Genomic DNA, 25,508 nt, shown 5'->3' on the forward strand with positions numbered 1-25,508 from the left:
AGTGGTCTCCCTGCCCTAGACGCCGGCGATCCTTCCTCAGAAGGATCCGTCGAACCCGCTACCGTCGTCGCTAAAACCACCGCCATCAAATCCACCGAATCCGCCGCCGAAGCTATTTCCGTCGCCGTCGCCGTACCCGTAGTGTCCATATCCGCCATAGTGGTTACCACTGTTGAAGAGGGATGAGACGAGCATGCCGGCAATGAAGGCGCCTCCACTGCCTCCCCCGAAGGAACCTTGATTGCGGCGGGTGAAGTCATCAATATCGTTACGTGCGGCGCGTTCGGCCCGTCTCGCCAGTTCGCCTGCGCTCCGCGCTTCAGTGATGGCGCGACGCGTATCGGTGATGCGGAGCGAGTGCGCATCACGTAATTGTCGTTGCGAATCAGAGAGCATTGTTCTTGCCTGCGAACCGACAGCGTGACCGCGTGTCGAAATTAAACTGTCTGCTGCGTTGATCTGGGCTGCCGCATCATCGTGGGTACGGTCAAAGACACGTAACGCTCGGTCACGGTCGCGATCCGAATCACGTGCTTGTTCAAGGAGCGCATCGAGCTTGCCGTCGGCCTCTAAAAGACGTTTGTAGATGGCCAACGGGTCGCCACCGGTAGTCACTGGTGTTCCTTCGGTGCTCGTGGTCGGCTCGGTGGCTGATGCCTCGAAAGCACGTGCTTGTTCCACAGCTGCCCACGCTTCGGTGGCGATGTCGTCCATTTTTGCGACATCGGCATCGGCGTTGTGCTCGGTGGCACGGGCGCGGAGTTGTCCAGCTTCGGTGAGTTCTTCGGTGATCTCGTCAATAAGTGCGGTGATATTTGTGCGTGCTTCCGCGATGCGTTCATCGGCGTGTTCGATGTCAGTGAGTAGGGTGTCTGCTTGTCCCGTGGTCATTTCTGCGGTACGGATGTATTCCACGAGGCCACCTTGTTCACCAGCGGCTTTGCGGGCTAGTTCCCGTCCCTTGTCGATAGCACGCTCAGCGTTATCGAGGTGTTGAGTGGCGATCTCGACGTTATCGGTAATAGAGGCGAGGGTGCTAGAGGCGTACTTGTCGCGGAGTTCATTGAGGGTGGCTGTCGCGTGGGGGAGCCGTGCTCGGAGGGACACAATGCGTTGCGTGAGGGTGTCGAGCCGCCCGTCCGAGTTGATGAGGAGGCCTCGGAGCTGAGAAAACTCATCGGATTGTTTATCCAGTTCGCGGTCAGCTTGTCCACATGAGCTGACAATGTCGACGAGCATGGCTTTGCGTTCGTCTTCCGAGCGCACTGTTCCAGAATCTACTTGGCTGCGGAGGTGGAATGCGCGTTCGAGGGTTCGCTTGGAGTGTTCCATGGCACGAATGAAGGGACGTGCACGGTCCTCACCGAATTCGTCGATAGCTAGCCGGAGTTCGTCGTCGGCTGCACGGATCAATGCATCGGTACTCGTGAGTTCTTCGTGTGCGCGTTGGTCCACGACGGCATAGGGGAGGTCAGTGAGAGATGCGGTGTCCTCCGGGTTGATGGTTTGGGCATCTTTGACCATTGTTTCTTGTTGTTTTCGGGTACGACGTCGGTTCATGTACCACACCCCGCCGCCTGCGGCGACGGCAGCGATTGCTCCTCCACCAAGCCAGACGAGTGCCCCAGAATTGTCGTTTGCGTCGTGTGCTGCGTCGATCTTGTGGCTAATGACGGTATTCCAGTTGGGGTTGTCGTCAGAGAGAGGTTTCTTGGCGGCCTCGTATGTTTTTTTTGTGACGGATTTTCCGACGTTGCGTCCGCCGTAGATTCCTTGCGTGCGCGCGGTGAGATCGAATGCCACGATAAGGACGTTGGACTGCGGGTTTTCCCTAAACCGCGACAAGGCCCATTGTTTGCCAGACATGGTGCCGAAGCTGTTGACAATGTAAATCCTCATGGCGATGTCATCATCGACCTGAAGTTTTTTCAGCTTGTCGGTGAGGTTGTTCTTTTCGCTGTCGGTGAGCACGCCGACGCTGTCATTGATGCGTTCGCGTGTGGCGACGCGTGAAGTACCGATCCTGCCGGTGCGGTATCCGGATGTCGGTTCACTCTGGGCAACGGTGGTGGTCTGTGTCGTGTGAGCGGTGTGTGCTGAGGCGACAGGGACTGCGGTACTGGCAAGAAGTACCCCGCCGGTGAGAGCAAGTGCACCTGCGGCGGCGACTCGTGTGCTGTGCGCAGTGGTATTCAGCCTTCGAAAGGTGGCTGGCGCGTGGAGCTCAGTAGTGTGGTGGTTCCGGATTACTGCCATGATCTAAAAGATAGAGAAAAAGTGGAGCTTTTGCCTACACGTGTGTGAGTAGGTGTAGGTTGGCTGGCTGTACTTAACGACCATGGATGGAGGCAGTGTGGGGCGTTGGTTTGGCCGGACTCTCTGGCGTGTGGTGGTGGGGGCCGTGTTGATGACTCTGGTGTTGGTGTGTGGCACGGCGTTGAGGATTTGGCAGTATTCTCGCCACGATGATGGCACCCCTTCTGACGTCATCATGGTGATGGGGGCCGCGCAGTATGACGGGAGGCCAAGTGAATGGTTTGCTGCACGGCTGGATAAAGCTGCGATGATGTATCACGCGGGCAGAGCCTCCATGATTGTGACGGTGGGGGGTAAACAGGAGGGTGATCGGTATACGGAGGCTGAGGCGGGGCAAATGTATTTAGAGAAATTGGGGGTCCCGTCCTCGGGCATTGTTCCTATCAATAGTGGGTCGGATACGCTGACGTCGGCGCGTGCTTTTGCTCAGTATGTTCATGATGGACATCGTCCGTGGTCGTCTGTTGTGGTCGTGACGGATCCGTGGCATGCGTTGCGGGCTCGGACGATGGTTCGGGATCAAGGTTTTGAGACGCATTCGGTGTCGACGCGGCATGGGCCGTCGGTGTGGTCGCGGGATGCACAGTTTTCGGGGATTCTTCATGAAACCGGAGGTTTGATTTTTTACCAGACGACGCATCGTTCCACGGTGATGCCAGAGCAAGCAGTGGAGGATCTTTTTAAGTAAGGCACGTATCTCCTCGTTTGTGGTGTGTGGTGCAACAATGGTGGGTATGAGGTTGCGGACTGTGTATCCCTATTCAGAGTGCGATTGTGAGCGTCGTGTCAATGAGGGGCCGAAAGGTGCCCAGTTGCTGGGGTCGGTACCGGAGTTGCGTGATGATTTTGATAGGGATCGTGCACGTGTGCTGCATTCAGCGGCACTACGGCGGTTAGCGGATAAGACGCAGGTAGTTAGTCCCCGGACTGGGGATACTCCACGGACCCGTTTGACGCATAGCCTTGAGGTTGCGCAGATCAGTCGAGGTATCGCGGCCGGTGTGGGTGTGGATACCGATTTAGCTGAGTTGGCAGGGTTGAGCCATGATATTGGACATCCGCCGTATGGGCATAACGGGGAGCGTGCGTTGGATGATCTTGCGCAGGATTGTGGTGGTTTTGAGGGGAATGCGCAGACATTGCGTATTTTAAGCCGGTTGGAGTCCAAGGTGTGTGAGGACCGCAATGGCCGGCCGGTGAGTGTGGGGCTGAATCTTACGCGTGCGTCGTTGGATGCGACGTGCAAGTATCCGTGGACGGCGTCGAGCCCGCAGGGCGTCGCGAGGAAAAAGTACTCGGCGTATGACGAGGATGCGCCGTTATTGGAGTGGATTAGGCGTGGTGCTCCTGACGGGAAGAAGTGTGTGGAAGCGCAGATCATGGATGTGAGTGACGACATTGGGTATTCGGTGCATGACGTTGAGGATGCGATTTTGTCTGGTCGTGTCAGTCTGGGTGTGTTGTGGGACTTGGTGGAGATTGCGGATTTAGCGAATAAAGGGGCTCGTGTATTTGGTGGGACGCCCGATGCGCTTGTGGACGCTGCTGATCGGTTGAGGCAGATACCGGTGATTGCTGAGGTTGCTGATTATGACGGGACGTTGGGGGCTTCGGTGTCGTTAAAGGCAATGACCTCTCAGTTGGTCGGTAGATATATTTCGGCAACAGTGGCGGCAACTCGTTGTGCTGTGACTGGTGGGGATGAGTCTGCGTGGGGTGGTGATATGTCGATGGGGCGGTTTTCTGCTGATCTGGTGGTGCCGTCCGACATTGTGGCGGAAATAACGTTGTTGAAGTCTGTGGCGGTGTTATATGTGATGGATCATTCACTGCACCAGAAGGAACAGGAGCGACAGCGTGATCGGCTGTGTCGTGTTAAGGATTATGTGTGTGCGGGGGCGCCGACCAGTTTGGATCCGATTTATCAGGGGTGGTGGGAGGATGCGTCGACGGATGCCGAGCGTTTACGTGTGGTGATTGATCAGTTGGCATCGATGACAGAGTCTCGGCTGGAGCGGATGGATCGATCTGCGCGTGAGTGGTCGGCGGGGTGGAGTTAGGGTGGCACCGATGGGTTAATGCTCGGTCATGCTGCAAAACGAGGAGTAATGGTCACTCGTGAAATACCACACGTCGGGCTTGGTGGGGGTTCCGCCACCGGTGACGATTCGTGCGGGGCCGCGGTTGTGGTCGTTTTTGTCTTCGTCGACGGTGTATTCGCGGTAATAGTTGCTGGTGTGGCGGGGGAGGACATGGTCGTAGTTTCCGAAGTGGGATCCGTCTTTGCCTGGGTAGTCGAAGGGTCCACCGGATTTGATGTCACGGATGACGATGTTTGCTTGTGCGGGCAGTGTTGTGGTGTCGCAGGTTGGGATGGGGCGTGTTTTTCGGGTGTGGGAGGGTGTCCCGCGGTCGTGGTCGGGCGTGGTCGCGTGGTCTGTGGAGTGGTTGGTAGTGGCATCCCAACCCCATAGTCCTGCTGCGCCGGCGGCGACGATGGCGAGGATTGACATTAATGTAGAGGTGGATACTAGGCGGCGTTGTTGATCGCTGCTTCTGGGGTTTGACATGACAACGTAGCATAGTGGCATGGCACGAGGACGAATCCCGGAGAGTGACATTGATGTGATCCGTGAACGCACACCGATTGAGGATGTGGTGGGTGAATATGTGCAGTTGAAGCCTGCTGGATCGGATTCGTTGAAGGGGTTGTCGCCATTTAAAGATGAGAAAACACCGAGCTTCCATGTTCGTCCGAATAAGGGGTATTACCACTGCTTTTCGACGGGTAAGGGTGGTGATGTTTTCAGTTTTCTCATGGAGATGGAGCAGGTGTCGTTTCCTGAGGCTGTTGAGCAGTGTGCGGAGCGTATTGGTTACCAGATTACTTATGAGGGTGGAGGCCCGGGGCGGCGGGAGGAGCCGGGGACTCGGCAGCGTTTGATTGCGATTAATAGAGCGACGCAGGAGTTTTATCAGACTCAGTTGGCGACTGATGATGCCGCGGCAGCACGACAATTTTTGTTAGATCGTGGGTTTTCCAAGGAGCACGCGGATCAGTTTGGGTGTGGGTATGCCCCTGGTGGGTGGGATACGGTAACGAAGCATCTTCTTCGGAAAGGGTTTGACGTTAAGGAGCTGGAGGCTGCTGGTGTGACGTCACGGGGTCGGCGTGGCCCCATTGATCGTTTTCATCGGCGTTTGACGTGGCCTATTCGTAACACGGCGAATGATGTGATTGGTTTTGGGGCTCGCAAGCTTTTTGACGATGACAAGTTGGGGAAGTACATGAATACCCCGGAGACGTTGTTGTATAAGAAGTCGAAGGTTCTGTTTGGGATTGATCTGGCGAAGAAGAATATTGCGGAGCGTCATCAGGCTGTGATTGTGGAGGGGTACACGGATGTGATGGCGATGCACGCGGCGGGAGTGACGACGGCTGTGGCTGCGTGTGGGACCGCGTTTGGGGCGGATCATTTGCAGATGGTGCGTCGTTTGATGCTGGATGATTCCCATTTTCGTGGAGAGATGATCTATACGTTTGATGGTGATGAAGCTGGTCAGAAGGCTGCGATGCGTGCTTTCGAGGGGAATCAAGAGTTTTTGGGAAAGAGTTTCGTGTCTGTCGCTCCGGAGGGGAAGGATCCGTGTGATCTGCGTGTATCGGATGGAGATGCTGCTGTTCGGGATTTGGTGATGTCTCGAATTCCGATGCTTGAATTTGTTGTTCGTACGACGTTGGCAAGTTTTGATCTTCACACGACGGAGGGTCGGTTGCAGGCGATGGAAGCTGTGGCGCCTGCCGTTGCCAGCGTCAAGGATGTGACGCTGAGGAAGGCGTATGCCAGGAAATTATCGGGTTGGCTCGGCTGGGATGATGTGAGTGATGTGGAGGCTGCTGTTCACCGTGCTGCTCGCAGGCCTAAGAAGTCTGCTGTGAAGCGGGGGCGTGTTCGTGAGCAGCAGGCCCGAGGGGTAGGGGTGGTTTCTGGGGTGGGGCAACAGTCTAATCAGCCGCGGTTTACCAGGCCGAATCCTCGTAACGGTGAATTAGCTGGTGAGCGGGAAGCATTGAAGATTGCGTTGCAAGAGCCTGCTGCGGCAGCTGAGATGTTTGATGTTCTTCCTGCTGAATGCTTCCGTCATCCGACGTATCGGGAGGTATCTGAGGGTATTCGTCGTGCTGGGGGGTGTGCTGCGGCTGTGGGGGCGAAATCAGCGGTTACGTTGTGGGTGTCCACGGTGATTGAGAATCTTCCGCAGCCGATGGGGGAGTCGATGGTGACGGAACTTATGGTGGAACCAATTCATTATGAGGGTGAGGGGATGGAATGGTTTGTGCACAGCACGTTGATGCGTCTTCAGGCTGTGTGGGTGGGTAGTCAGATTGCGGAGTTGAAGTCGACGCTGGAGCGGCTGCGTCCTAGTGATGAGGAATACAACACGTTGTTTGGTGATCTGGTGGCTCTAGAGCAGTACCGAACAGGGCTGGTCAAGCAGGCGACACAACGTCCCCTGTAACTGCCCCGTGTTGTGTAGCTAGCTTATGGACAAATAGGGCCTCGTATCATCTGTCGATTCTGAGCTTCTTACGCGCCGGAGAGTGCATAGGCATGTGAGGAGCTGGTCGATGTCGTGTGCGCTTGACGTAGGAGACGGTATTCTCACCTAGTCGTCATCAGGGACGTAGATCGCGGGATCGTTGTCATTGCGTCGGGTTCTGATGTTTCGGGTCCGCAGTTCGCGCATCCGTGGTTCTGGGTCGAGGGCGTTGGCGAGAGCTTTGCGGCCTGCACGGAGGGCTGTTTTGGCAACGGGAGAGTTGATGGCAGTTTCGTAGCCTCGCCGGATTTGATGGTAGCGTTTTCGTCCCGCCTTGGATCCCATGACATAGCCTGCAGTAGCGCCGGCGATGAATGTTGTCAGACGCATGTGGTGTATTCCTTCGTGTGGTGCTGTCAGCGGGACATTAGAATTCTTCGTACTCGGTAGGGTCCTGGTCAAACTGGCGACCGTCGGGTTTTGTGAGGCCATTGATGGCCTCGACTTCATCGTGTGTCAGCGTCACATTTAAAGAGTCAAGATTTTCTTGTTGCCGGGGGTGTGATGCAGATTTTGGGATGGCAAGAGCGCCGAGTGCTCGGTGCCACGCCAAGACTACTTGGCCGACGGTGGCCTCGTGCTTCTGAGCAATGGAAACGATGGTGTCCTCGTTGAACACAGTTCCGCGAGCGATTGGGCTCCACGATTCAGTGATAATACCGTGTTCTTGGTGGTAAGCACGTGCTTCCGCCTGGTTGAAGTACGGGTGAAGCTCAATCTGGTTAATGACGGGAAGTTCCCCCGTTTCCCGGTCAAGAGTCTCGAGGTGCTCGGGGGTGAAGTTACACACACCAATGTGTCGGACGAGTCCACGGTCGCGGGCTTCCATGAGTGCCTTCCATGCCTCGACGTATTTGCCTTGCTTCGGGTTGGGCCAGTGGATGAGATAGAGGTCGATGTAGTCCAACCCGGTGCGGTAGACGGATTCTTCGATCGCGTTGATCGCTTTATCATGGTCGTGGTAACGCCCCGGCAATTTGCTGGTCACGATGACGTCGTCACGTGTGACGATTCCCTTATCAATGGCGTCGCGGATCCCTGCTCCGATGGTGCCTTCATTCTCGTAGTTGTAAGCGGAGTCAATGAGCCTATAGCCCATGGTGAGAGCTGACACGGTGGACTGTGCGCCCTCCGTGCCCCACAGTCGATACGTGCCGAAACCCAGTGCAGGAAGAGAGTACCGGTCGGTGGACAGGGTGGGGATAGCGGTCGCGGAGGAATCAGTCATAGGGCTAGTGTAACCGCGCTGGGCGGCCCTGGCCATGAGTTCTCTTGTCTCCTCTGGTTTCCCCGCGGTGGGTGAAGAACCGCTAGTGTTGGTAACGAACTTTCATGCGTTTCTGTTCTACATCTCGTTGTATCGACGGGTATACCCACGCTTCCGTTGTGACGTCGCCTGGTGGACATCTAGTCGCCTTGGGTCCAGGCGCCTGGGTAGCGGTGTGGTCCGCGTAGGGCTGGAACGGCTATACCCGCTGGGAGGACTTCGTGGACTCTAAGGAGCCATCGTCAGCACCGGAGGATCGGACGTATCCGGTACATCCGTTTCTCACTTTTGATCCGAGTTCGAGAGAACGGACGTCATCGGGCGGTCGTCACCGGCGCCGTGAAACGGATGCCGCTCAGCCTGATGATCAGGTTGAGTTTATGGGACATCCATTGACTGCTGGTCGGCGAGATCAGGAGCCATCATCGGCGAAACCTACTGACAAGGCAGAAGACGCTGAAACAGGCTACCCAGGTTTCCCGCCTGTCGACGTGCTCGGCGAATCAGCTACGCCTGAGACCTCTGATCTAGTTCACGATGCTCATTCTGGCGATGCAGATCACCAGAATGACGAGTTCCAGGTGGGGGCCCAGAATGGTGAGGGAGTGCACGACTCTCCGGAACGCCGGGAAGAACCTGAGGGTCACGCGAACGCTGAACCAGCAGTGATATCGACGGAGTCAGGTGCGGGGTCGGAGTCGACGGTGACGCGCGTGGGGCGTCGCTATCCCCATGCGAAGTTCTGGTCTACTGTGGCCGCATCGGTGGCGTCTTTAATGATGACGTTGGACATGACAATTGTTTTGGTTGCGCTGCCCACTATCGGTAAGAGTCTCAACTTGTCCCTCTCAGGTGCGCAGTGGGTTGTTAATGCCTACACATTGGCTTTTGCAGCGCTCTTGCTTGGGGTTGGCAGTTTGTCGGATCTTGTTGGGCGTCGGGGAATCTTCATCGCGGGGCAAGTGGTGTTTGTTGCCGCCTCGGTGGGCTGTTTATCGGCGGACACCGAGGGATGGATGATTGCGGCGCGAGTAGTCCAGGGTGCTGGTGGCGCTATGGTGTTTGGGTCAAGTTTGCCTCTGCTATCGGATGTTTTTGGTCCTGGCGATCAGAAGCAGCGAACGAGTGCGGTGGCTATCTTTATGTCTGCCGGCGCTGCGGCTGTGGCATTGGGCCCCCTTGTTGGTGGCGCCATCGTTGAATATGTCGATTGGCGGTGGATTTTTGCGATCAATATTCCGATTGGTGTTCTCATTATTGTTGGAACACTCATTGGCGTGCCGAAGAATGGGCAGCAATGGCGCGACCACATGTGGGAAGAACGCAAACAACGTTTGCTGTATGAAGGTCGAGCCGATGAGGTAGAGAAGCTGTCCAACGCTCAGGATACTGATGTTGTTCCACCAATTTCGTGGTTGACTCTGATTATTGCGTCAGTCTTCCTGTTTGCTCTGAACTATGCTTTGTTGACCGGCCCTGATGATGGATGGACTGATGGCAAAGTCTTGATCGCATGTGGTGTCAGCCTCGCCGGGGTAGTGATGTTGGTGTGGATGCAACTGGCTAAGGGTGACAAGGCCATGATTGACATCCGTATGTTTGCGATCCCCTCGTTTTCGGCAGTGACTATTGTTGCTTTCGCTGGTCGCTTGTTCAGCTTCGGAATGATGCCGTATATCGTCCTCTGGTTGTCCGGGGCGGTCGGTTTGAGTTCGTTGGAAGTTGGGTATGTCACCACGGCGCTCGCGATTCCCATCATTGTGTTCTCTGCGGTCGCGATTCCGTTAGGTAAGAAGATTCGGGTATCGGCAATCCAAGCATTGGGCATGATCGTTATTGCCGCGGGTTTGCTTTTAGGTCTGAAAATGCAGGCGCATTCGGGTTGGCAGGATATCGTCCCGATGTACGTGGTGGTGGGCATCGGTACGGGTTTGATGCTTCCGCATTTGATGGATGTCGCTGTTTCTGTTGTGGCTCCGCGTAAGACTGGTACGGCGACGGGTATCGCTAATACTGCGTTCCCTTTGGGGACAAGTTTTGGTGTGGCGATTTATGGTGCGATTATCACCCACGCGACGTCATTAGGGTTGAAGGGGGTCTCCTTCCCGACGGCGTCGATAGCAGCTGCTCATCCCGCTGTTCCTGTGCCGCCGGGGGCCCCAGCCCCACCTAGTCCTCTCCCGGGTGCCGCTGTGCCGCCGGGGGTGGCGTCGCTGCCACCTGGTGTTCATCCGAATACCCCGTTGCCTCCGGGAGCAGTACTGTCGCCGGATAAAAAGACAATCACGATGGATGCGCCGCAGAAGATTGTCGATCTCGCGTCGAGTGGACAATTTGAGATTATTCGCAAACATGCACCAATGTTTGTGGATAAAGCATTGGAGTCCTATATCAACGGTTTGCATAATTTGTTGGTGTTGGCCGCGATTCTCGCTGCAGCTGGTGCACTTGTTGCGTTGGTTTTTATTCGTGACAAAGATCGTTACGAAGTTCGTCATCAGAAGAAACACGTGGGGTAAAGAGGGGGCGTCGGTGGCGGCTGCTGGTTCATGAGTGAGGGGGCTAATGTCATGGTGGGTTGAGGTTGGTGTGGTTCATCTGGTGATTTGCCTCTAGCTGTGTCTCTCTGTACAGTTTTATCTCGTTGCGGAGATGGTCCGCAGATTCCCCCATAGCTCAATTGGCAGAGCATTCGACTGTTAATCGAAGGGTTACTGGTTCGAGTCCAGTTGGGGGAGCTTTTTCATATCCGCTGGTTGTTGAGAGTTAACGGCCAGCGGATATGTTGTTTATCTGTCTACGCAACCCCGCCGCGTGGTGGGGGGAGTGGTACTGCCAAGCGATAAGGGTACTTGCTTGATCGTTTGCTATTATCCTCTCGGGGCTATAGCTCAGTCGGTTAGAGCCGCGGACTCATAATCCGCTGGTCGCGGGTTCGAGCCCCGCTGGCCCCACATCATCCCTTGTCTATTCTGTAGACAAGGGATTTTTTCTTCTTCGCATGGTTTGGATTGGTGAAAGCCATGGACATTGTTTCTGTCTATCGCATTATTGACCTCACAGGTGTGTTTCTCAATGGCATCTTGGGTGGTGCTATTGCTCGTCGTCGACAATTTGATGCGATTGGTTTTGGCCTTCTTGCCATCCTGTCGGGTTTGGGTGGTGGTCTTCTTCGTGACACTCTGCTTCAGAAAGGGCTTCCTGCGGCGCTGAAGGAACCGATGTATCTTGGCGTGGCGCTTGCCGGTGGGCTAGTTGCGATGACGGTGTCTTTGGAGCGTGAGCAGTGGAATAAGATTCTCAAAATTGGTGATGGCATCGTCTTGGGTGTGTGGTCTGTGACGGGGACGATAAAAGCGCTCGATGCGGGTCTGATGTGGCCGTCCGCGATTCTTCTAGGCATGATCACGGCGGTGGGTGGTGGAATGATTCGTGATGTGACGATCGGGGTTGTGCCTGCAATTTTTGGGGGTAACACGCTGTATGCGACGTCGGCGTTGTTGGGAAGTGGTGTGATGGTTCTCTTCAACGGTCTTGGTCTTCAGACGGTTGGTATGGTGGTATCGGCCTCATGTGCGTCGATGTTGTCTATTGTTGCCTATTTCAGGGGGTGGGGTCTGCCGAATAATCCTGACTGGGCGCCGGTGACGATGACGGCGGGTCAACTCCGACGTTTGATGTTGACGCGCGCTATGGTTGAACCTCATGAAAGACTGGCCCGTAAACAACGCCGTAAGCTCCGTCGATGGAAAGATGACGGGGGACCCTGACCGCGTATTCGAACTCGCTAGTGTCACGAAATTGTTGACCGCGCGTGCGGTGTTGGTTGCGGTGGAGGAAGGCGTCTGCGACTTATCTACTCCGGTTGGATCAGCAACGGTGGCGCATTTTCTGGCACACGCTGCGGGGGTAGGGTTCGCGACTCGTGAATATGAGAGGGCTCCGGAGACTCGGCGTATATATTCGTCGTCAGGCTATGAAGTTCTTGCGGATTTTGTTGAAAAGGAAACGGAGATACCGTTCTCAGATTATCTGCATGAGGCGGTGTGTCAGCCTCTGGGGATGACGAATACGGAACTGTATGGGTCAGCTGGGCACGGGGCGCGATCGACGCTGCGAGATATGGATGTGTTTGCGCAAGAGATGATGGATCCGAGATTGGTGGCGGATCCGCATTATGAGGTGTGGTATCCCGAGCTCAATGGGATCGTGTTGGGGTATGGGATGTTTAAACCCTGTCCGTGGGCGTTGGGGCCTGAGGTGAAGGGGTGTAAGGGGCTTTCCGCGAGTTCCGGTGGTCAGGGACGTGAGCATTGGATGGGGTCAGTGCTTCCTCCGGAGACGGTCGGACATTTTGGGCAGAGTGGGACGTTCCTGTGGGCGGTTCCCGGTGAGCATTATGCCGTGGTGTTGACGGATCGTAGTTTTGGTGATTGGGCGAAACCATTGTGGAGTGAATGGAATGATGCTCAGGCTCGGAGCATGGGTTATAACCACATGAGCAACAATGGTTAACAATAAAAACTTGCGTTATGACGTCGGTTATTAAAATAAACCCACACGGGGGTTAAAGCGCAACTTGAGGTTGCGGCTCGTGGAATGTGTCTCGGAGTATGGGGGAAACAAGCCGTCGGAGCTGGAGGGGAAGCCAGCTCACCGCGCTTCTTAGTAACACTCTGAGGAGAACGGTGATGATCTACGTCAACAACGGTGGGGCTGACCTTGCGGGTCAATTACTGCGCACTGGCGAGCCCTTTTGCGTTATTGAATACGGGAAAAATATGTGGAGGTATACGCCACGCCTCGGACTTCATGTTGCAGACATCGATGAACTCGGGAACGTGGTTCTCACGGAGCACCGACTCCGGCATATCCTTGCTGAAACAACGACACGTGATGAACTCGATGCTGCTATCCGTAGCGCTCTGGGTGAGCCGTGGGATTCTGCCCCAGAGTTGGTGCCCCGTGACGGTGAGGATACAGTTTATGATTCTGTACTCATGAAGGTCACCATGTCTTGAATCGATGTGAACGATTCAATATCCTTCGGGTTCACCTGCCGCCCGCAGTGTTCTTCGATGCCCACTCCAATGTCGATGAGGGACAGTGAATCAATGCCAAGGCTGTCGACGGTGGAATCAGGTGTGATGTCGTCCGGATCAATGTGCCCATATTTTGCCACAATGTCTTTGACCTCATGAAAAACGTCCACAGGGTAAAGGCTACCAGGCTGTGATGCCCGCACCTCACGCTATATCGGGGATTTGTGATCTAGCGTGGGGTGCGGCCTGGTGTTACGCCTTGGTAGGATCGTCGATGTGGAAGTCCTTCGCGGCGTGATCCGCGATAGACATATCGATCTTCCCCTCGCGGGCAAGGCCAGCCAAGACGGCAACAACGATGGATTCTGCGTCAGTGTTGAAGTACCGACGGGCAGCAGCGCGAGTATCTGAAAAACCGAAGCCATCGCAGCCGAGCACAGTGTAGTCGCCCGGTACCCATTTGCGGATGGATTCGCCAATGGTGGTATCGAAGTCTGACGAAGCCACGAACGGTGCGTGGGCATCGCTTAGCTGTTTTTCCAGGAAAGCGGGCGCTACATCCTTCGCCGGGTGGCGAAGCTGTTCTCGGTCGCGGCGTGCACCGTCGCGAGCCAATTCCGTCCATGATGTTACCGAGTAGATTGCAGCATCGATGTCGAACTGATCCGCAAGAATGTCCCGCGCTTTTAGGGCCGCTTGCATACCAATTCCGGATGCCATAATGGTGGCGTCGTTACCATCCTGATAACGATAGATACCTTTGTGGACACCCTCGACGTCAAGGTTTTCGGGTTCGGCCGGTTGGTGGATGGGTTCGTTGTAGCAGGTGAGGTAGTAGATGACGTTGTCGCCGGGGCATGTGCCGTACATGCGGTCGATTCCGCGGGGGATGATGTGTGCAAGCTCGTAGGAGAAAGCACAGTCATAGGAGACGACAGCCGGGTTGGTGCTTGCCAGTGTGAGGCTATGCCCATCCATGTGTTGGAGGCCTTCCCCGGTGAGGGTGGTGCGTCCGGCGGTGGCACCGATGAGGAATCCGCGTGTCATTTGGTCAGCAGCGGCCCAGATGGAGTCTGCGGTGCGCTGGAAACCAAACATTGAGTAGAAGATGTACAAGGGGATCATTGGCTCGCCATGAGTGGCATAGGCTGTACCCGCTGCCTGGAACTCGGCAACAGATCCGGCTTCGTTGATACCCTCATGCATGATCTGACCATCGGTCGCTTCGGTGTAGGACAACATGAGGTCATGGTCAACCGGGGTGTACCGCTGCCCGTGGGGGTTATAGATCTTGTTGGTGGGGAACCATGAATCCAAGCCGAAGGTGCGAGCCTCGTCAGGAATGATTGGTACGACACGACGCTTGATTTCCTTATCGCGCATCAACGCCTTCATGATGCGCACAATAGCCATGGTTGTGGCGATGTCTTGCTTGCCGGAGTCTTTACGCATCTGCGTGAGTTTGTCTACTCCAGGAACTGTGAGAGGAGTGAATGTTCCTCGTCGTTCAGGTAGGAACCCGCCGAGTTCTTTCCGGCGCTCCAGCATGTACTTGATTTCTGGGGAATCAGGACCGGGGTTGTAGTACGGGGGAAGTTTCGGATTCTTCTCCAGTTCTTCGTCTGAAATGGGGATTCCCTGTTTCGTGCGGAAGAGTTTGAGGTCATCCAATGTCAACTTCTTCATCTGGTGGGTTGCATTGCGTCCCTCGAAGTTGTGGCCCAGGCCGTAGCCCTTGATGGTGTGGGCAAGAATGACGGTTGGGCGGTCTTTCGTTGCCAATGCTCTCTGGTAGGCGGCGTAAATCTTGCGGTAGTCGTGGCCGCCACGGCGAAGATGCCAGATGTCGTCGTCTGTCATGTTTTCGACGAGCTTCGCGGTGCGGGGATCGCGGCCGAAGAAGTGCTCACGGATATATGCGCCGTTATTAGCCTTGAATGTCTGGTAGTCGCCGTCGTGAGTGTTGTTCATGAGGTCGACAAGGGCGCCCTCTTTGTCTGCGGCGAAGAGGTGGTCCCATTCACGTCCCCAGACAACTTTGATGACAGACCATCCAGCGCCGCGGAAGAAGGCTTCTAATTCCTGGACGATCTGTGTGTTGCCGCGGACGGGGCCATCAAGGCGCTGTAGGTTACAGTTCACCACAAAGGTGAGATTGTCCAGATTGTTGAGTGCTGCGACTTGGAGAAGGCCGCGTGATTCGGGTTCATCCATTTCACCGTCGCCGAGGAATGCCCATACATGCTGTTGAGAGGTGTCCTTGATACCACGGTTATGAAGGTAACGGTTGAAGCGTGCTTGGTAGATTGCTTCCATGGGGCCAAGGCCCATCGACACCGTGGGGAACTCCCAGAAGTCGGGCATTCCGTGTGGGTGTGGGTAGGACGGGAGGCCACCGTTATTGCGGGAGACTTCCTGGCGGAAGCCGTCCATGTCGTCCTCGGTTAAACGCCCTTCAAGAAACGCGCGAGCATACATCCCGGGGGAGGCGTGTCCTTGGAAAAAGATGTGGTCACCACCACCGGGATGATCTTTACCCTTGAAGAAATGATTGAATCCCACTTCATACAGGGGGGCGGCGCCGGCGTAGGTTGAGATGTGTCCGCCCACTCCAATTTCTGGACGCTGGGCACGGTGAACCATGATCGCGGCATTCCAACGGATCCATCGACGGTACCGTTTCTCGATTTCTTCGTCGCCGGGAAAATCTGGCTCCATCGTCGTCGGAATGGTGTTCACATAGTCCGTCGATGTCAGCGAAGGAAGGGGAACACGCTTCGCGGTGGCTCGCTCAATCATGCGCAACATGATGTAACGGGCACGTTCACTATCGGCGTTATCTAGCATTCCGTCAAGTGAGTCAAGCCACTCGTTGGTCTCTTCGGGATCGCTGTCATTGAGGTAGGAGGCGACACCATCGCGGATGAGGGGGAAATTGCTGTCCCGCGATGAGTCGGGTGATACATCAGTCATCGACGTTTACTCCTGTGCTCTTGGAAGGGGGGTCAATCGTTAATCGGAGTCGATTCTACGCAGGGACCTTCTCTCCAGGAGAAATCCGTCAATTTGGGTGGGGTGGTCAACATTGTCGGCGGCAGGGGTGTGAGTCTGGGGCCTTTTCTGGGGGAGTCAATGAGATTATTTCTCGTAAAGACGGTAACCTCGCTAGTAATCCGATCCATATCTTCAAGGAGGCACCAAACCGTGTGCGATGCGGCCACGCGCGACAAAGATTTTGCTGATCGCATGGGCGTGACAAAAGGAAATATCATCCTGGAACTCGGGTGGGACGATGACTGCGACTCCGCAGTGAGTGAATCGCTCGAAGATGTCATTGGTGAACCTCTCTTGGATGATCCTGACACTGATGAAATAGTCGATGTTGTGTTGTTGTGGTGGAGGGACGACGATGGCGATCTTGTTGATGGCCTCGTGGATGCCACTCGTGCGCTGGCGGAGGATGGCCATATTTGGCTCGTTACCCCGGGTGCTGGCCAGGTAGGAACTGTTCCTCCGGGGGATATCGCCGAAAATGCGCAACTGGCTGGTCTGGTTCAAACCTCTGCCATTCGGTTGGGGGATTGGCAAGGCTCCTGTTTGGTTCAACGCGGAGCTCGTCGAAGCTAGCTATTTCTTGTCTGCATTCGCGAGAATGTTGAGGGGATTTTTCTGCGGTTTTCCCGATTAGGTATACCGTGTGCTAGCTTTGTCTACGGCCTTACCACATGAAGGTCACCTTGCGCCTTTAGCTCAGCTGGAAGAGCAGCTGGTTTACACCCAGCAGGTCGGCGGTTCGAACCCGTCAGGGCGCACAATTTTTCTCAGAAGCGCTCTTCATCTTTGGTGAAAAGTTGTGCAAATGCGTTTCTACGTTTCGTCCCACCGTATCGGTCTTCATAGAGATCATGGTGTTGCGTGGGATTCGTCTGTGATCCCGGCTGGGGCTCGTCGTTGCGGCTAGATACTTCACTGCCTACGCGCAGCTCGTCAATGTTCTTGACTGGCTGGTTGTCTTCTTCACGATCAAGTCTCCTACTGGCGCCAGCCTCATTACCATGTGTGATGTCCTCGTCGCTTAGACCGCCGTCGTGATGGTTTTCTTCACGCCACTTTCTGCGTTCCCGAATCTCAGCCCAGGCAAAATAGCCAAGCCCGATCGGCGCCAAGATCCCGAACGTAATCCACTGGATCCCATAAGACAGGTAGGGGCCAGAATCAAGCTGTGGCAGCGGAATGGCATTGAGGGCCCCGGGTTGTTCATCCTCGAGTTGAATGTACCCCTGAACAAAATTCTCGCCAGGGATCTCCTGCTCGTACCACGACGATGAGAGATTGGTGATTTCCGTGTGCCCGTCGTCATGAACGGTTTTGGGCTGTTCGGGGGAGGGTTCATCCAAACGGGCATATCCTTGGACAGTCACCGTGTCGGCGGGAGGTGGCGACACCGATGGGATTCGGGTCCCTGATTCGGGCCGGAGATAACCTCGGTTCACCATGATCACAGCGCCGTCGGTAGTGCGGAACGGGGTGAGAATTTGGTACGAAGGGCTGGAATTAACGGGACGATTTCTTAATATGAGTTGCTCGTCGGTAAGGAATGTTCCTTGTAGACGAACCCGTTTCCACTCGTCGGGGTCCTCGATGATGCCATGGGGTGCCGACGAGGTCGTGGTGACAACGTTAGACAAGGGAACCGGTGTGGCGTGGAAGGCTTCCTTCAAGCGGTGATTCGTCGCCTGAGTGCGAGAATTTTTCCCCAATTGCCATGGCGCCAGAATAGTGAAAGCAACATAGGCGAATGCGATGACGAGGGTTGCAGTCACCACCCAGCCCGGTTTGAGGAATGTTCGCCAACCCCGTTGAGCCATTGCTATCGGTCCGATCGATCTTCTAATTCACCTCGTACCCACGACACTAGTCCTGGGAGAGCAGCGTCGATCTCGTGATAGACGTCGGTGAAGTCCTCTTTGGTTCCATAATAAGGATCCTTCAACGGCTCATGCTGCCCACCAGCGGGGTCGAAGGAGCGCAGGAACCGAACCTTATGTGAGGGGATGCCACTATTTCGGAGAGCTCGTCGATGCCCGTCATCCATGACGACGAACAAATGCGCGTCGGTAAACTCGGGCCCGTATTGCGTGACTTCGTGGTTCGTTCCATCTAACCCGTGTTCACGGAGCGTATCGATTGTTCGGTGGTCAGCGCCCTGTCCAACATGCCAGCCACCAAGGCCGCATGATGTGACGCACACATGGCTCAGGAGACCCTCCCGCTCGAGGGCGTCACGCGCCATGACGTCAGCCATTGCCGAGCGACAAATGTTACCCGTGCATACGAACACAATCTTTAAGGTTTCGGTACCTGACACAGGTGATCCTTCCGCGGTGATATCGGCTTCAATAGGGATGACGCACGGTGTCGGTGAGCCCGTGACGAATGCGCGTATCTATCGTAATGGTGCCATGCTCCTGTCGTGAGCGCAGTGCCGTAATTGCTGCCGGATCATGCGCGTGTTCCGATACACCTCTGGTCCGGCCCGGTCATGTTTGGTGTCGTGCCACAATAGAGCTATGGCTACAGTCGCTGACATTCGCAAGGCAATGGACGTCGCGTATCCTCCGTATCTCGCGGAGGAGTGGGATCGTGTGGGGCTCATATGTGGGGATCCCTCTGCACAGGTGTCTCATGTCGCTATCGCGTTAGAAGCTACGGACACTGTCGTCGATAAGGCTATTGAGCAGGGAGCAGGGATGCTGATTGTTCATCATCCACTGTTCCTCCGGGGAACGCATTCCGTGGCGGCAGATGATGCGAAAGGCCAGCTCGTGCACCGCCTGATTAAGAATGACTGTGCATTGTTTGCGGCTCACACGAATGCTGATGCCGCCGAGGGGGGTGTCAACGACGTGTTGGCCGACCTCCTTGGCGTAAGCGATACGACACCATTGAGCCCCATCACAACCACCTTCCATAAGTGGGGTGTCATGGTCCCCACCGGTGATGCTGACACAGTGAAAGACGCGGTATTCGCTGCTGGAGCAGGGCAGTTGGGCGCCTATTCCCACTGCAGCTTCGAGTGTGAAGGGCGGGGGCAATTTCTGCCAGAAGACGGGGCCCACCCAACCATAGGAAGCATCGGACACGTAGAAAAAGTGGCGGAGACAAGGGTTGAGTTTGTCGCCCGATCAGATAAATACGAGGCTATTGTCGCCGCTATTGCTGACGCACACCCCTATGAGGAGCCGGCATATGAGTATGTGACAGCTCATAGTGGTGTGATGGGAGGGATAGGTCGCGTAGGGCGGCTCATTGCGCCCACGACGTTGTCAGATTTCACCCAACACGTGGCGGATGTGTTGCCCGACACGGTAGAAGGTGTCCGGGCAGCTGGCAATCCCGATGCCATAATTGAGACCGTTGCCTTATGTTCGGGCGCAGGAGATAGTTTCCTCGACCGCGCGCGGGCGGTAGGAGCTGATGTGTATGTGACATCGGATCTTCGACACCACCCTGCTGATGAGCACCTTCGTCGGGGAGGGCCAGCATTGGTCAACACGGCACATTGGGCCAGCGAGTTCCCCTGGTGTGGGTCCGTTGCCACGATGATGCGTGACGATGTCGATGTGAGTGCCGAAGTACTGGACGTTCGTACTGATCCGTGGACAATTCACGCCAGGAAGCGGCATGAGATGACTCCCCATAGAGGTAGCTTTCCTGGTTTACTTGATACGAGCGTTACCCCATTGCCGTAGCCGCTCATGTATTTATCTCAACCGGCGCGTTGGAGGAGGACAAGATGAAATGCTCGCTACGGAACCAGCACAAGCTTCTTGATCTAGCCCGCCTGGACAATGATATTGAGGTGTTGGAAGCACAGGCCGTCAATCTTCCAGAAAAGCAGCGGTTGGATGAGGTACTACAGCACCGGGCAGTCGTTCATTCTGAGACGGTGGCGGCGTCAGTTGTCATGGCGGAGATGGATGCCGAGTTGTTCAAGCTTAATAGCGATATTGCCAAGCTTCGTCGGCGTGAAGCCGACGACCGTCAACGGCTCACTGTGTCATTAGACCGTGATAAGCGTCGTGACCTTACGCATGATATTTCCGCCGCGCAGCGGATTCGTGCGCGGTTGGAGTCGCAACGTGATGGTCTTGAGGTTCAGCGCGATCAGCAATTTAGGGAAACACAGAATCGGGATGGGGCGTCACATGCTATCGACACAGGCGATGCCATTGCTGCCGCCCAGCGCGCCCTCGATGAGGCAAAAATGGTGGTGCGTGGTCAGATAGAGGACAAACACCGGGCAGCGCAGCGCCTCAAGGATGACCTTCCCGTCGATCTTGTGGGGGCTTATGACATCCAGCGTGACGATCATGGGATCGGTGTTGCGGTGCTGGACGACCGAGTATGCCAAGGATGCTACATGGCGTTGGATAATGCGACGATAATGGCGTTTCGTCAAGCTCCACCTGATGAACTGGTTCGTTGCCCTGAATGTAATACGTTCCTCATTCGTTGTACTTCTGAACTGGAAGGAACTATGTAATGGCTGCCTGGTTACCAGAGTCCTCCACGACTCGGCGGTGTCGTGTGGTGTTGCTTCGCCACGGGCAAACTCTGTATTCCGCCGAGGGGCGCTACGCTGGTCGTGCCGATATTCCCCTGACGGACGAGGGGCACCGTCAAGCGCATCGTGCAGGTCAGTGGTTGCGACATCTCAATGTCACAGCGGCTGTGACATCACCGGCCTTGCGGTGTCGACAAACATTGGACGACGTCAACGAGGAACTTTCAGCTGTCGATAGCGGTTCTGGGGGCGTGGGGCCTGAGGGATTATCTGTCGATGTAGTTGATGATCTCATTGAGCTTGATTTTGGCCAGTGGGATGGACGGACATTTGAGGATGTTCGTGAGCAGTTTTCACGGGTCCATGAACAGTGGTTTCAGGATTGGACCGTGGCGGTCCCGGGCGGTGAAAGTGTCCAGGAGGTCGACCACCGTGTTCACGATGCGTTGAGCTATGTCGTTGGGCAGCACTGGGGTAAGAACATTGTGCTCGTCAGTCATGTGACGCCGATTAAATCAATTCTTCGCCGTGCGTTATGTGCTGAACCTCAGTTCTTCATTCGGTTGCATCTTGACACGTCGGCAATCAGCATTGTGGATTTTTATAGCGATGGGCGAGTCTGTGTACATGCTATTAATTCAACCGCGCACCTTCTTGGTGAACCCAACTAAAATGGGTGTCTGGGCACCGGTAGATCACGTTAGTGTGGGCTTGTGGGATGGGGTAAAATGAGGGCTCGCGATTGAGTCGGCCGGGTAATCGCGGGGGCGGTATCGGCGGCACACCAGGGTTTCTGCATGCAGGATCGTCGGTGATGCTGTGCAGACCGTCGTCGAGGAAAGTCCGGACTCCGTAGAGCACGGATGTTGTTAACGGCAACCCAGGGCAACCTGAGGGCAAGTGCAACAGAAAGTAAACCGCCTCCTGGTGATTGTCATCTGGAGGTAAGGGTGAAAGGGTGCGGTAAGAGCGCACCAGCATTGCAGGTGACTGTGATGGCTAGGTAAACCCTTCCGGGAGCAAGGCATGATGGCGCACCGCCTGTGTGGTGCGCCGGCGCGGATGGTGGAGGGCTGCTCGCCTGAGTCCGCGGGTAAGCCGCGTGAGGCTGCCAGTGATGGTAGACCCAGATAGATGATTACCTCGCACGTACGGGGAGACCCGCGTGGTAGACAAAATCCGGCTTATAGGCCGGCTCATTCGCCAACTTCATATGCGCGTCTAGAGAATACGCACAGCCTGAGGCTGGTGGTGTTCTATGGTGGTTGTTGTAGGTGAGAGTGCGGCTGTCATCAGGACATGGAGAGAGGTTCACCATCATGGCTGACGATAAACAGAAGTGGTATTTCAATGCGGAAACTAAGGAAGTATCGCAGGGGAAGAAGCTGGGGTGGCAGGGCCGAATGGGGCCGTATGACTCTAAAGAGGACGCTGAGCATGCCCTTGACCGTGCTCAGGCTCGCAACAAAGAGGCTGATGATGCTGATGGCCAGTGGGGCGACGACTAGCAGTGTGGTCACCGGTCTTATCCCTGGTGGAATGCGGATTTAGCTGGGCATGGTGTCGCCCATAGCCATCACTAACTTGGATGGGCTGGTAGATATGCGTGCGCCGGCAGCTGTGGTGTGCTGAGACAGCCGATCGAGGAGATTGTTAGCGTGTTGACGTTGTGCAAGGGTGGAGCTGAGTTCAATTTCCCATTCACGCCAGTGGTGGGTGACTCCGCCGGGGAGAAGTCCACGTGATGTGACGTGGTCATCGCAAAATTCGGCTCCTTTGTGTACGTCTGAGGTGGTCGTTTGGTGTGCGTCGTTATGGTGCGTTGCAGGCGTTGCCTCATGATAGTTCACCATGATGTCTGTGATGTGGCGTTCATTGTCTACCTGAGCAATGGCAATAAATGTGGTGGTTGATGCAACGGTTGGAATATCCTTGGTGAGTACGTCGATGAGTGTGTGGGGCGGGTATACCTGGTGAGGATTGGAGAACTCGCCGGCGTCGAGTGGGGCATGAACTTCACGACGACCATGTTGACCAGGGAGTTTGAGATGCCATCCTTCATCAGGTCCTCCTCGGCGACGCCGTAGGGTGATTTTCTTCCTGGTCAACTGGAGGTCTGGCGTGTCGTAGTACGTTGCTGAGAGAGAAAAATATCGTTCAGTTCCCACGCTGACAACACCCCCTACTGATGAAAAGTTGGGTATTGGCGTGCTGGCGTCGACGGCAAACTTGACTTCGACTTCCACCTGATCAGAAGAATCCATGATGTTCAGTGTAGGTGGATCGCATGGCCCCGGGGAGGTGCGGCTTCATTCATCGCCGGAGCCAGATCGGTATTATGACGCTACTCGGTAAAAGAATGCTTGGTGCCGGGAAATGTGTTGTCAGCGACGTGTTGTCGGAATCGTGTGGCAGCGTCGTATAGTTCTTGTCCAACGTGGCCGAAGTGCTCGACGAACGAGGGGGTGCGGCGGCCTGCTGGGGCTGCAGCCATGTCTTGCCACACGAGGACTTGTGCGTCGGTTCCGGGTCCTGCTCCGATTCCGACGGTAGGGATGGGGAGTTCTTGTGTGATGTCTGTGGCAATGTTTGCGGGCACCATCTCCAAGAGCACGGCTGCTGCGCCGGCTTCATGTACAGCGTGGGCGTCGCGTGTGAGTTGTTCGGCGCCATCGCCACGGCCCTGTACTCGGAAACCACCGAGTGAGGACACCGATTGGGGTGTGAAGCCGATGTGCGCCATGACGGCGATCCCTGCCTGGGTCAGGGCGCGAATGCGGGGTGCCATTCGCTCGCCTCCCTCAATTTTCACCATATCAACGCCGGAGCCTTGAATCATGCGCACTGCATTAGCGACAGCGTGGTCATCCGACTGTTCATAGGCTCCGAAGGGAAGATCGGCTATGACGAGAGCGTGGGGTGCGCCACGGACAACAGCAGCAGCGAGTGGGATGAGTTCGTCCATCGTGATGGCTGTTGTCGACGGATAGCCGTAGACAACGTTTGCTGCTGAATCGCCGATCAGGAGGACGGGGATGTCGGCGTCGTCAAAAATGCGAGCAGTTGTGTAGTCGTAGGCGGTGAGCATGGGCCACCGCGTGTTGTTTTTCTTCCATTCGGTCAGGTGATGGATGCGCGTTTTTCGACGCGATGGCTGCGAGGTGTGAGGGGGTTCGGGGTGGACAGACATGGGAGGTACCCTTTCATTCGAGTGAATTATCTCTATCGTGTGCTCACACTAACCGACGAGCTATCGTCGCTGACGATAGTCCACGCATAGTGAGTTCACACGCCATCTTTGGCTAACACCACCTCTCGTGACTACCACCGTCTACGCTGTAGGTTATGAATCGGCAACAGGAATTCGTCCTCCGGACCCTTGACGAACGTGATATCCGTTTTGTACGCCTGTGGTTTACCGATGTGCAGGGGTATTTGAAGTCTGTGGCCGTTGCCCCGGCTGAACTTGAAGGTGCGTTTGCTGAGGGGATCGGATTTGATGGTTCGGCCATCGAAGGGTTTTCGCGTGTATCGGAGTCGGACACTATTGCTCGTCCGGATCCTTCGACATTCCAGATGTTGCCATTCCCGCATGACGGTCAGCTGAATTCGGCGCGGATGTTTTGCGACATTACTTTGCCTGATGGGCAACCGTCGTATGCTGATCCTCGCCAAGTTCTTCGCCGGCAATTGGGGAGGGCGTCCGATGATGGATTCACCTGCTATGTGCATCCAGAAATTGAGTTCTTTCTCGTGAGGAGCCTCATGACGGAGGGGAAGGAACCGATCCCAACGGATAATGGCGGGTATTTCGACCAAGCCGTTCATGACGAAGCTCCGGGTTTCCGGCGTGATGCCATCACTGCATTGGAGTCGATGGGGATTTCCGTGGAGTTTTCTCACCATGAAAACGCGCCGGGGCAGCAGGAAATTGATCTGCGTTACGATGATGTTTTGTCGATGGCGGACAACATTATGACGTTCCGCTACCTCATTAAGCAGGTTGCGTTGCGAAGTGGTGTCCGGGCCACGTTTATGCCGAAACCTTTTGCGCGGAGGGCAGGATCGGCGATGCATACTCACATGTCCCTGTTTGAGGGGGACACGAATGCGTTCCATGATCCTGATGATGAGTTCAACTTGTCGGCCACCGCTCGTTCGTTTGTTGCTGGCATCTTGGAGCATGCGAATGAGATTTCTGCGGTTACCAATCAGTGGGTCAATTCTTATAAGCGTGTTGTTTTTGGTGATGAGGCGCCAACGTCAGCAACGTGGGGGCTGTCAAACCGTTCCGCGTTGGTTCGTGTGCCCCGATACACGTCGACGAAGGCGTCATCACGGCGCGTTGAGGTTCGAAGCCCAGATTGTGCGTGCAACCCGTATTTAGCGTTTGCTGTGCTTTTGTCTGCTGGGCTTAAAGGTGTGCGGGAAGGCTACGACTTACCTCCGCAGGCGGAAGATGATATTTCGTCGTTGACTCGTCGGGAACGTCGTGCGCTGGGGTATCGAGATCTCCCGACGTCGTTGGAAGCGGCGCTGCGTGAAATGGAGCGTTCGGAGCTGGTTGCGGAGACTCTTGGTGAGCATGTCTTCGAGTTCTTTCTTCGCAATAAGTGGCGGGAATGGCATGAGTACCAAAGCCAGGTCACCCCATGGGAATTGGATACAACTCTGGATTATTAAGTGAGGTTGGCGAGGACACGAGACCCTGAAT

At 55.5% G+C, this 25,508-nt stretch carries 23 protein-coding genes, 3 tRNA genes and 1 other RNA gene; 17 read left to right on the forward strand and 10 right to left on the reverse strand.

The genetic code is table 11. The annotated features are described in order from the left end of the window. Window positions 1-36: 36 nt before the first annotated feature. The gene (locus V5S80_RS04920) at window positions 37-2,256 is read right to left on the reverse strand and encodes a TPM domain-containing protein (protein WP_395169649.1); all 2,220 of its coding nucleotides are present in this window, start codon (window positions 2,254-2,256) and stop codon (window positions 37-39) included. Between the two features lie 82 nt (window positions 2,257-2,338). Between V5S80_RS04920 and V5S80_RS04925 the strand changes: the two genes are divergently transcribed. Both V5S80_RS04925 and V5S80_RS04930 read left to right on the forward strand, forming a co-directional pair. Beyond that, complete coding sequence (locus V5S80_RS04925; RefSeq protein WP_395169650.1) at window positions 2,339-3,004, forward strand: YdcF family protein; 666 nt, start codon at window positions 2,339-2,341, stop codon at window positions 3,002-3,004. Window positions 3,005-3,065: 61 nt separating this feature from the next. Beyond that, the gene (locus V5S80_RS04930; RefSeq protein WP_395169694.1) at window positions 3,066-4,376 is read left to right on the forward strand and encodes a deoxyguanosinetriphosphate triphosphohydrolase; all 1,311 of its coding nucleotides are present in this window, start codon (window positions 3,066-3,068) and stop codon (window positions 4,374-4,376) included. Window positions 4,377-4,391: 15 nt separating this feature from the next. Here the strand turns inward: V5S80_RS04930 and V5S80_RS04935 are convergent, their stop codons facing one another. Beyond that, complete coding sequence (locus tag V5S80_RS04935; protein WP_395169651.1) at window positions 4,392-4,886, reverse strand: ribonuclease domain-containing protein; 495 nt, start codon at window positions 4,884-4,886, stop codon at window positions 4,392-4,394. 19 nt (window positions 4,887-4,905) lie between these two features. On the opposite strand from V5S80_RS04935, the gene dnaG reads away from it, so the two are divergent. Next, on the forward strand, window positions 4,906-6,837 hold the full coding sequence (dnaG, locus tag V5S80_RS04940; protein WP_395169652.1) for a DNA primase: 1,932 nt from the start codon (window positions 4,906-4,908) through the stop codon (window positions 6,835-6,837). A 147-nt stretch (window positions 6,838-6,984) separates the two neighbouring features. Here dnaG and V5S80_RS04945 read toward each other — a convergent pair whose 3' ends face one another. Both V5S80_RS04945 and V5S80_RS04950 read right to left on the reverse strand, forming a co-directional pair. Beyond that, window positions 6,985-7,242 carry a hypothetical protein gene (locus V5S80_RS04945; protein WP_395169695.1) on the reverse strand — a complete coding sequence of 86 codons (258 nt, stop codon included), beginning with the start codon at window positions 7,240-7,242 and terminating at the stop codon, window positions 6,985-6,987. 43 nt (window positions 7,243-7,285) lie between these two features. Next, complete coding sequence (locus V5S80_RS04950; RefSeq protein ID WP_395169653.1) at window positions 7,286-8,146, reverse strand: aldo/keto reductase; 861 nt, start codon at window positions 8,144-8,146, stop codon at window positions 7,286-7,288. Window positions 8,147-8,406: 260 nt separating this feature from the next. Between V5S80_RS04950 and V5S80_RS04955 the strand changes: the two genes are divergently transcribed. The 6 genes from V5S80_RS04955 (at window position 8,407) to V5S80_RS04980 (ending at window position 13,206) form a co-directional block, all read left to right on the forward strand. Further along, the gene (locus tag V5S80_RS04955; RefSeq protein ID WP_395169654.1) at window positions 8,407-10,704 is read left to right on the forward strand and encodes an MFS transporter; all 2,298 of its coding nucleotides are present in this window, start codon (window positions 8,407-8,409) and stop codon (window positions 10,702-10,704) included. Window positions 10,705-10,850: 146 nt separating this feature from the next. Further along, window positions 10,851-10,923 (forward strand) — tRNA-Asn (locus V5S80_RS04960). A gap of 142 nt (window positions 10,924-11,065) precedes the next feature. Further along, window positions 11,066-11,139: transfer RNA gene (locus tag V5S80_RS04965), tRNA-Ile, on the forward strand. A 69-nt stretch (window positions 11,140-11,208) separates the two neighbouring features. Continuing rightward, entirely contained in the window at window positions 11,209-11,955 is a 747-nt protein-coding gene (locus tag V5S80_RS04970; RefSeq protein WP_395169655.1) for a trimeric intracellular cation channel family protein, read from the forward strand. Next, window positions 11,891-12,700: a serine hydrolase domain-containing protein gene (locus V5S80_RS04975; protein WP_395169656.1), complete on the forward strand. Its 810-nt coding sequence runs from the start codon at window positions 11,891-11,893 to the stop codon at window positions 12,698-12,700. The genes V5S80_RS04970 and V5S80_RS04975 overlap by 65 nt, the downstream gene beginning before the upstream one ends. Before the next feature lie 176 nt (window positions 12,701-12,876). Continuing rightward, complete coding sequence (locus V5S80_RS04980; protein WP_395169657.1) at window positions 12,877-13,206, forward strand: DUF3145 family protein; 330 nt, start codon at window positions 12,877-12,879, stop codon at window positions 13,204-13,206. Here V5S80_RS04980 and V5S80_RS04985 read toward each other — a convergent pair. Continuing rightward, window positions 13,170-13,397, reverse strand: a complete 228-nt coding sequence (locus V5S80_RS04985; protein WP_395169658.1) for an acyl carrier protein — start codon at window positions 13,395-13,397, stop codon at window positions 13,170-13,172. The genes V5S80_RS04980 and V5S80_RS04985 overlap by 37 nt on opposite strands. Window positions 13,398-13,479: 82 nt before the next feature. After that, on the reverse strand, window positions 13,480-16,200 hold the full coding sequence (gene aceE, locus V5S80_RS04990; protein ID WP_395169659.1) for a pyruvate dehydrogenase (acetyl-transferring), homodimeric type: 2,721 nt from the start codon (window positions 16,198-16,200) through the stop codon (window positions 13,480-13,482). Window positions 16,201-16,473: 273 nt separating this feature from the next. Here aceE and V5S80_RS04995 point away from each other — a divergent pair, with 273 nt between their 5' ends. Together V5S80_RS04995 and V5S80_RS05000 are read left to right on the forward strand one after the other, a co-directional pair. Continuing rightward, window positions 16,474-16,854, forward strand: a complete 381-nt coding sequence (locus V5S80_RS04995) for a DUF3052 domain-containing protein (protein ID WP_395169696.1) — start codon at window positions 16,474-16,476, stop codon at window positions 16,852-16,854. A 112-nt stretch (window positions 16,855-16,966) separates the two neighbouring features. After that, window positions 16,967-17,039: transfer RNA gene (locus V5S80_RS05000), tRNA-Val, on the forward strand. Window positions 17,040-17,048: 9 nt separating this feature from the next. Here V5S80_RS05000 and V5S80_RS05005 read toward each other — a convergent pair. Continuing rightward, window positions 17,049-18,095, reverse strand: coding sequence for an SURF1 family protein (locus V5S80_RS05005; protein ID WP_395169660.1), 1,047 nt, complete (start codon window positions 18,093-18,095; stop codon window positions 17,049-17,051). Between the two features lie 2 nt (window positions 18,096-18,097). Next, window positions 18,098-18,595, reverse strand: a complete 498-nt coding sequence (locus tag V5S80_RS05010; protein ID WP_395169661.1) for a low molecular weight protein-tyrosine-phosphatase — start codon at window positions 18,593-18,595, stop codon at window positions 18,098-18,100. Between the two features lie 202 nt (window positions 18,596-18,797). Between V5S80_RS05010 and V5S80_RS05015 the strand changes: the two genes are divergently transcribed. From V5S80_RS05015 to V5S80_RS05035, 5 genes are all read left to right on the forward strand, one after another. Then, window positions 18,798-19,979, forward strand: a complete 1,182-nt coding sequence (locus tag V5S80_RS05015) for a Nif3-like dinuclear metal center hexameric protein (RefSeq protein ID WP_395169662.1) — start codon at window positions 18,798-18,800, stop codon at window positions 19,977-19,979. Window positions 19,980-20,023: 44 nt separating this feature from the next. Continuing rightward, on the forward strand, window positions 20,024-20,773 hold the full coding sequence (locus tag V5S80_RS05020; RefSeq protein ID WP_395169663.1) for a zinc ribbon domain-containing protein: 750 nt from the start codon (window positions 20,024-20,026) through the stop codon (window positions 20,771-20,773). After that, window positions 20,773-21,465, forward strand: a complete 693-nt coding sequence (locus V5S80_RS05025) for a histidine phosphatase family protein (protein WP_395169664.1) — start codon at window positions 20,773-20,775, stop codon at window positions 21,463-21,465. Before V5S80_RS05020 ends, V5S80_RS05025 begins: the two co-directional genes overlap by 1 nt. A 72-nt stretch (window positions 21,466-21,537) precedes the next feature. Beyond that, window positions 21,538-21,997: RNase P RNA component class A (gene rnpB / locus V5S80_RS05030), an RNA gene on the forward strand. A 116-nt stretch (window positions 21,998-22,113) separates the two neighbouring features. Beyond that, window positions 22,114-22,302, forward strand: a complete 189-nt coding sequence (locus V5S80_RS05035; RefSeq protein WP_395169665.1) for a hypothetical protein — start codon at window positions 22,114-22,116, stop codon at window positions 22,300-22,302. 39 nt (window positions 22,303-22,341) lie between these two features. Here the strand turns inward: V5S80_RS05035 and V5S80_RS05040 are convergent, their stop codons facing one another. Then, window positions 22,342-23,058 (reverse strand): CYTH domain-containing protein, encoded by a 717-nt coding sequence (locus V5S80_RS05040; protein WP_395169666.1) that lies wholly within the window; start codon window positions 23,056-23,058, stop codon window positions 22,342-22,344. Window positions 23,059-23,138: 80 nt separating this feature from the next. Further along, on the reverse strand, window positions 23,139-23,984 hold the full coding sequence (gene panB / locus V5S80_RS05045; RefSeq protein ID WP_395169667.1) for a 3-methyl-2-oxobutanoate hydroxymethyltransferase: 846 nt from the start codon (window positions 23,982-23,984) through the stop codon (window positions 23,139-23,141). Window positions 23,985-24,139: 155 nt separating this feature from the next. On the opposite strand from panB, the gene glnA reads away from it, so the two are divergent. Further along, window positions 24,140-25,477, forward strand: a complete 1,338-nt coding sequence (gene glnA / locus V5S80_RS05050; protein WP_395169668.1) for a type I glutamate--ammonia ligase — start codon at window positions 24,140-24,142, stop codon at window positions 25,475-25,477. Window positions 25,478-25,508 lie beyond the last annotated feature (31 nt).

This window comes from Corynebacterium sp. PCR 32 (assembly GCF_037464985.1).
Taxonomy (GTDB): Bacteria; Actinomycetota; Actinomycetes; order Mycobacteriales; family Mycobacteriaceae; genus Corynebacterium; species Corynebacterium kroppenstedtii_D.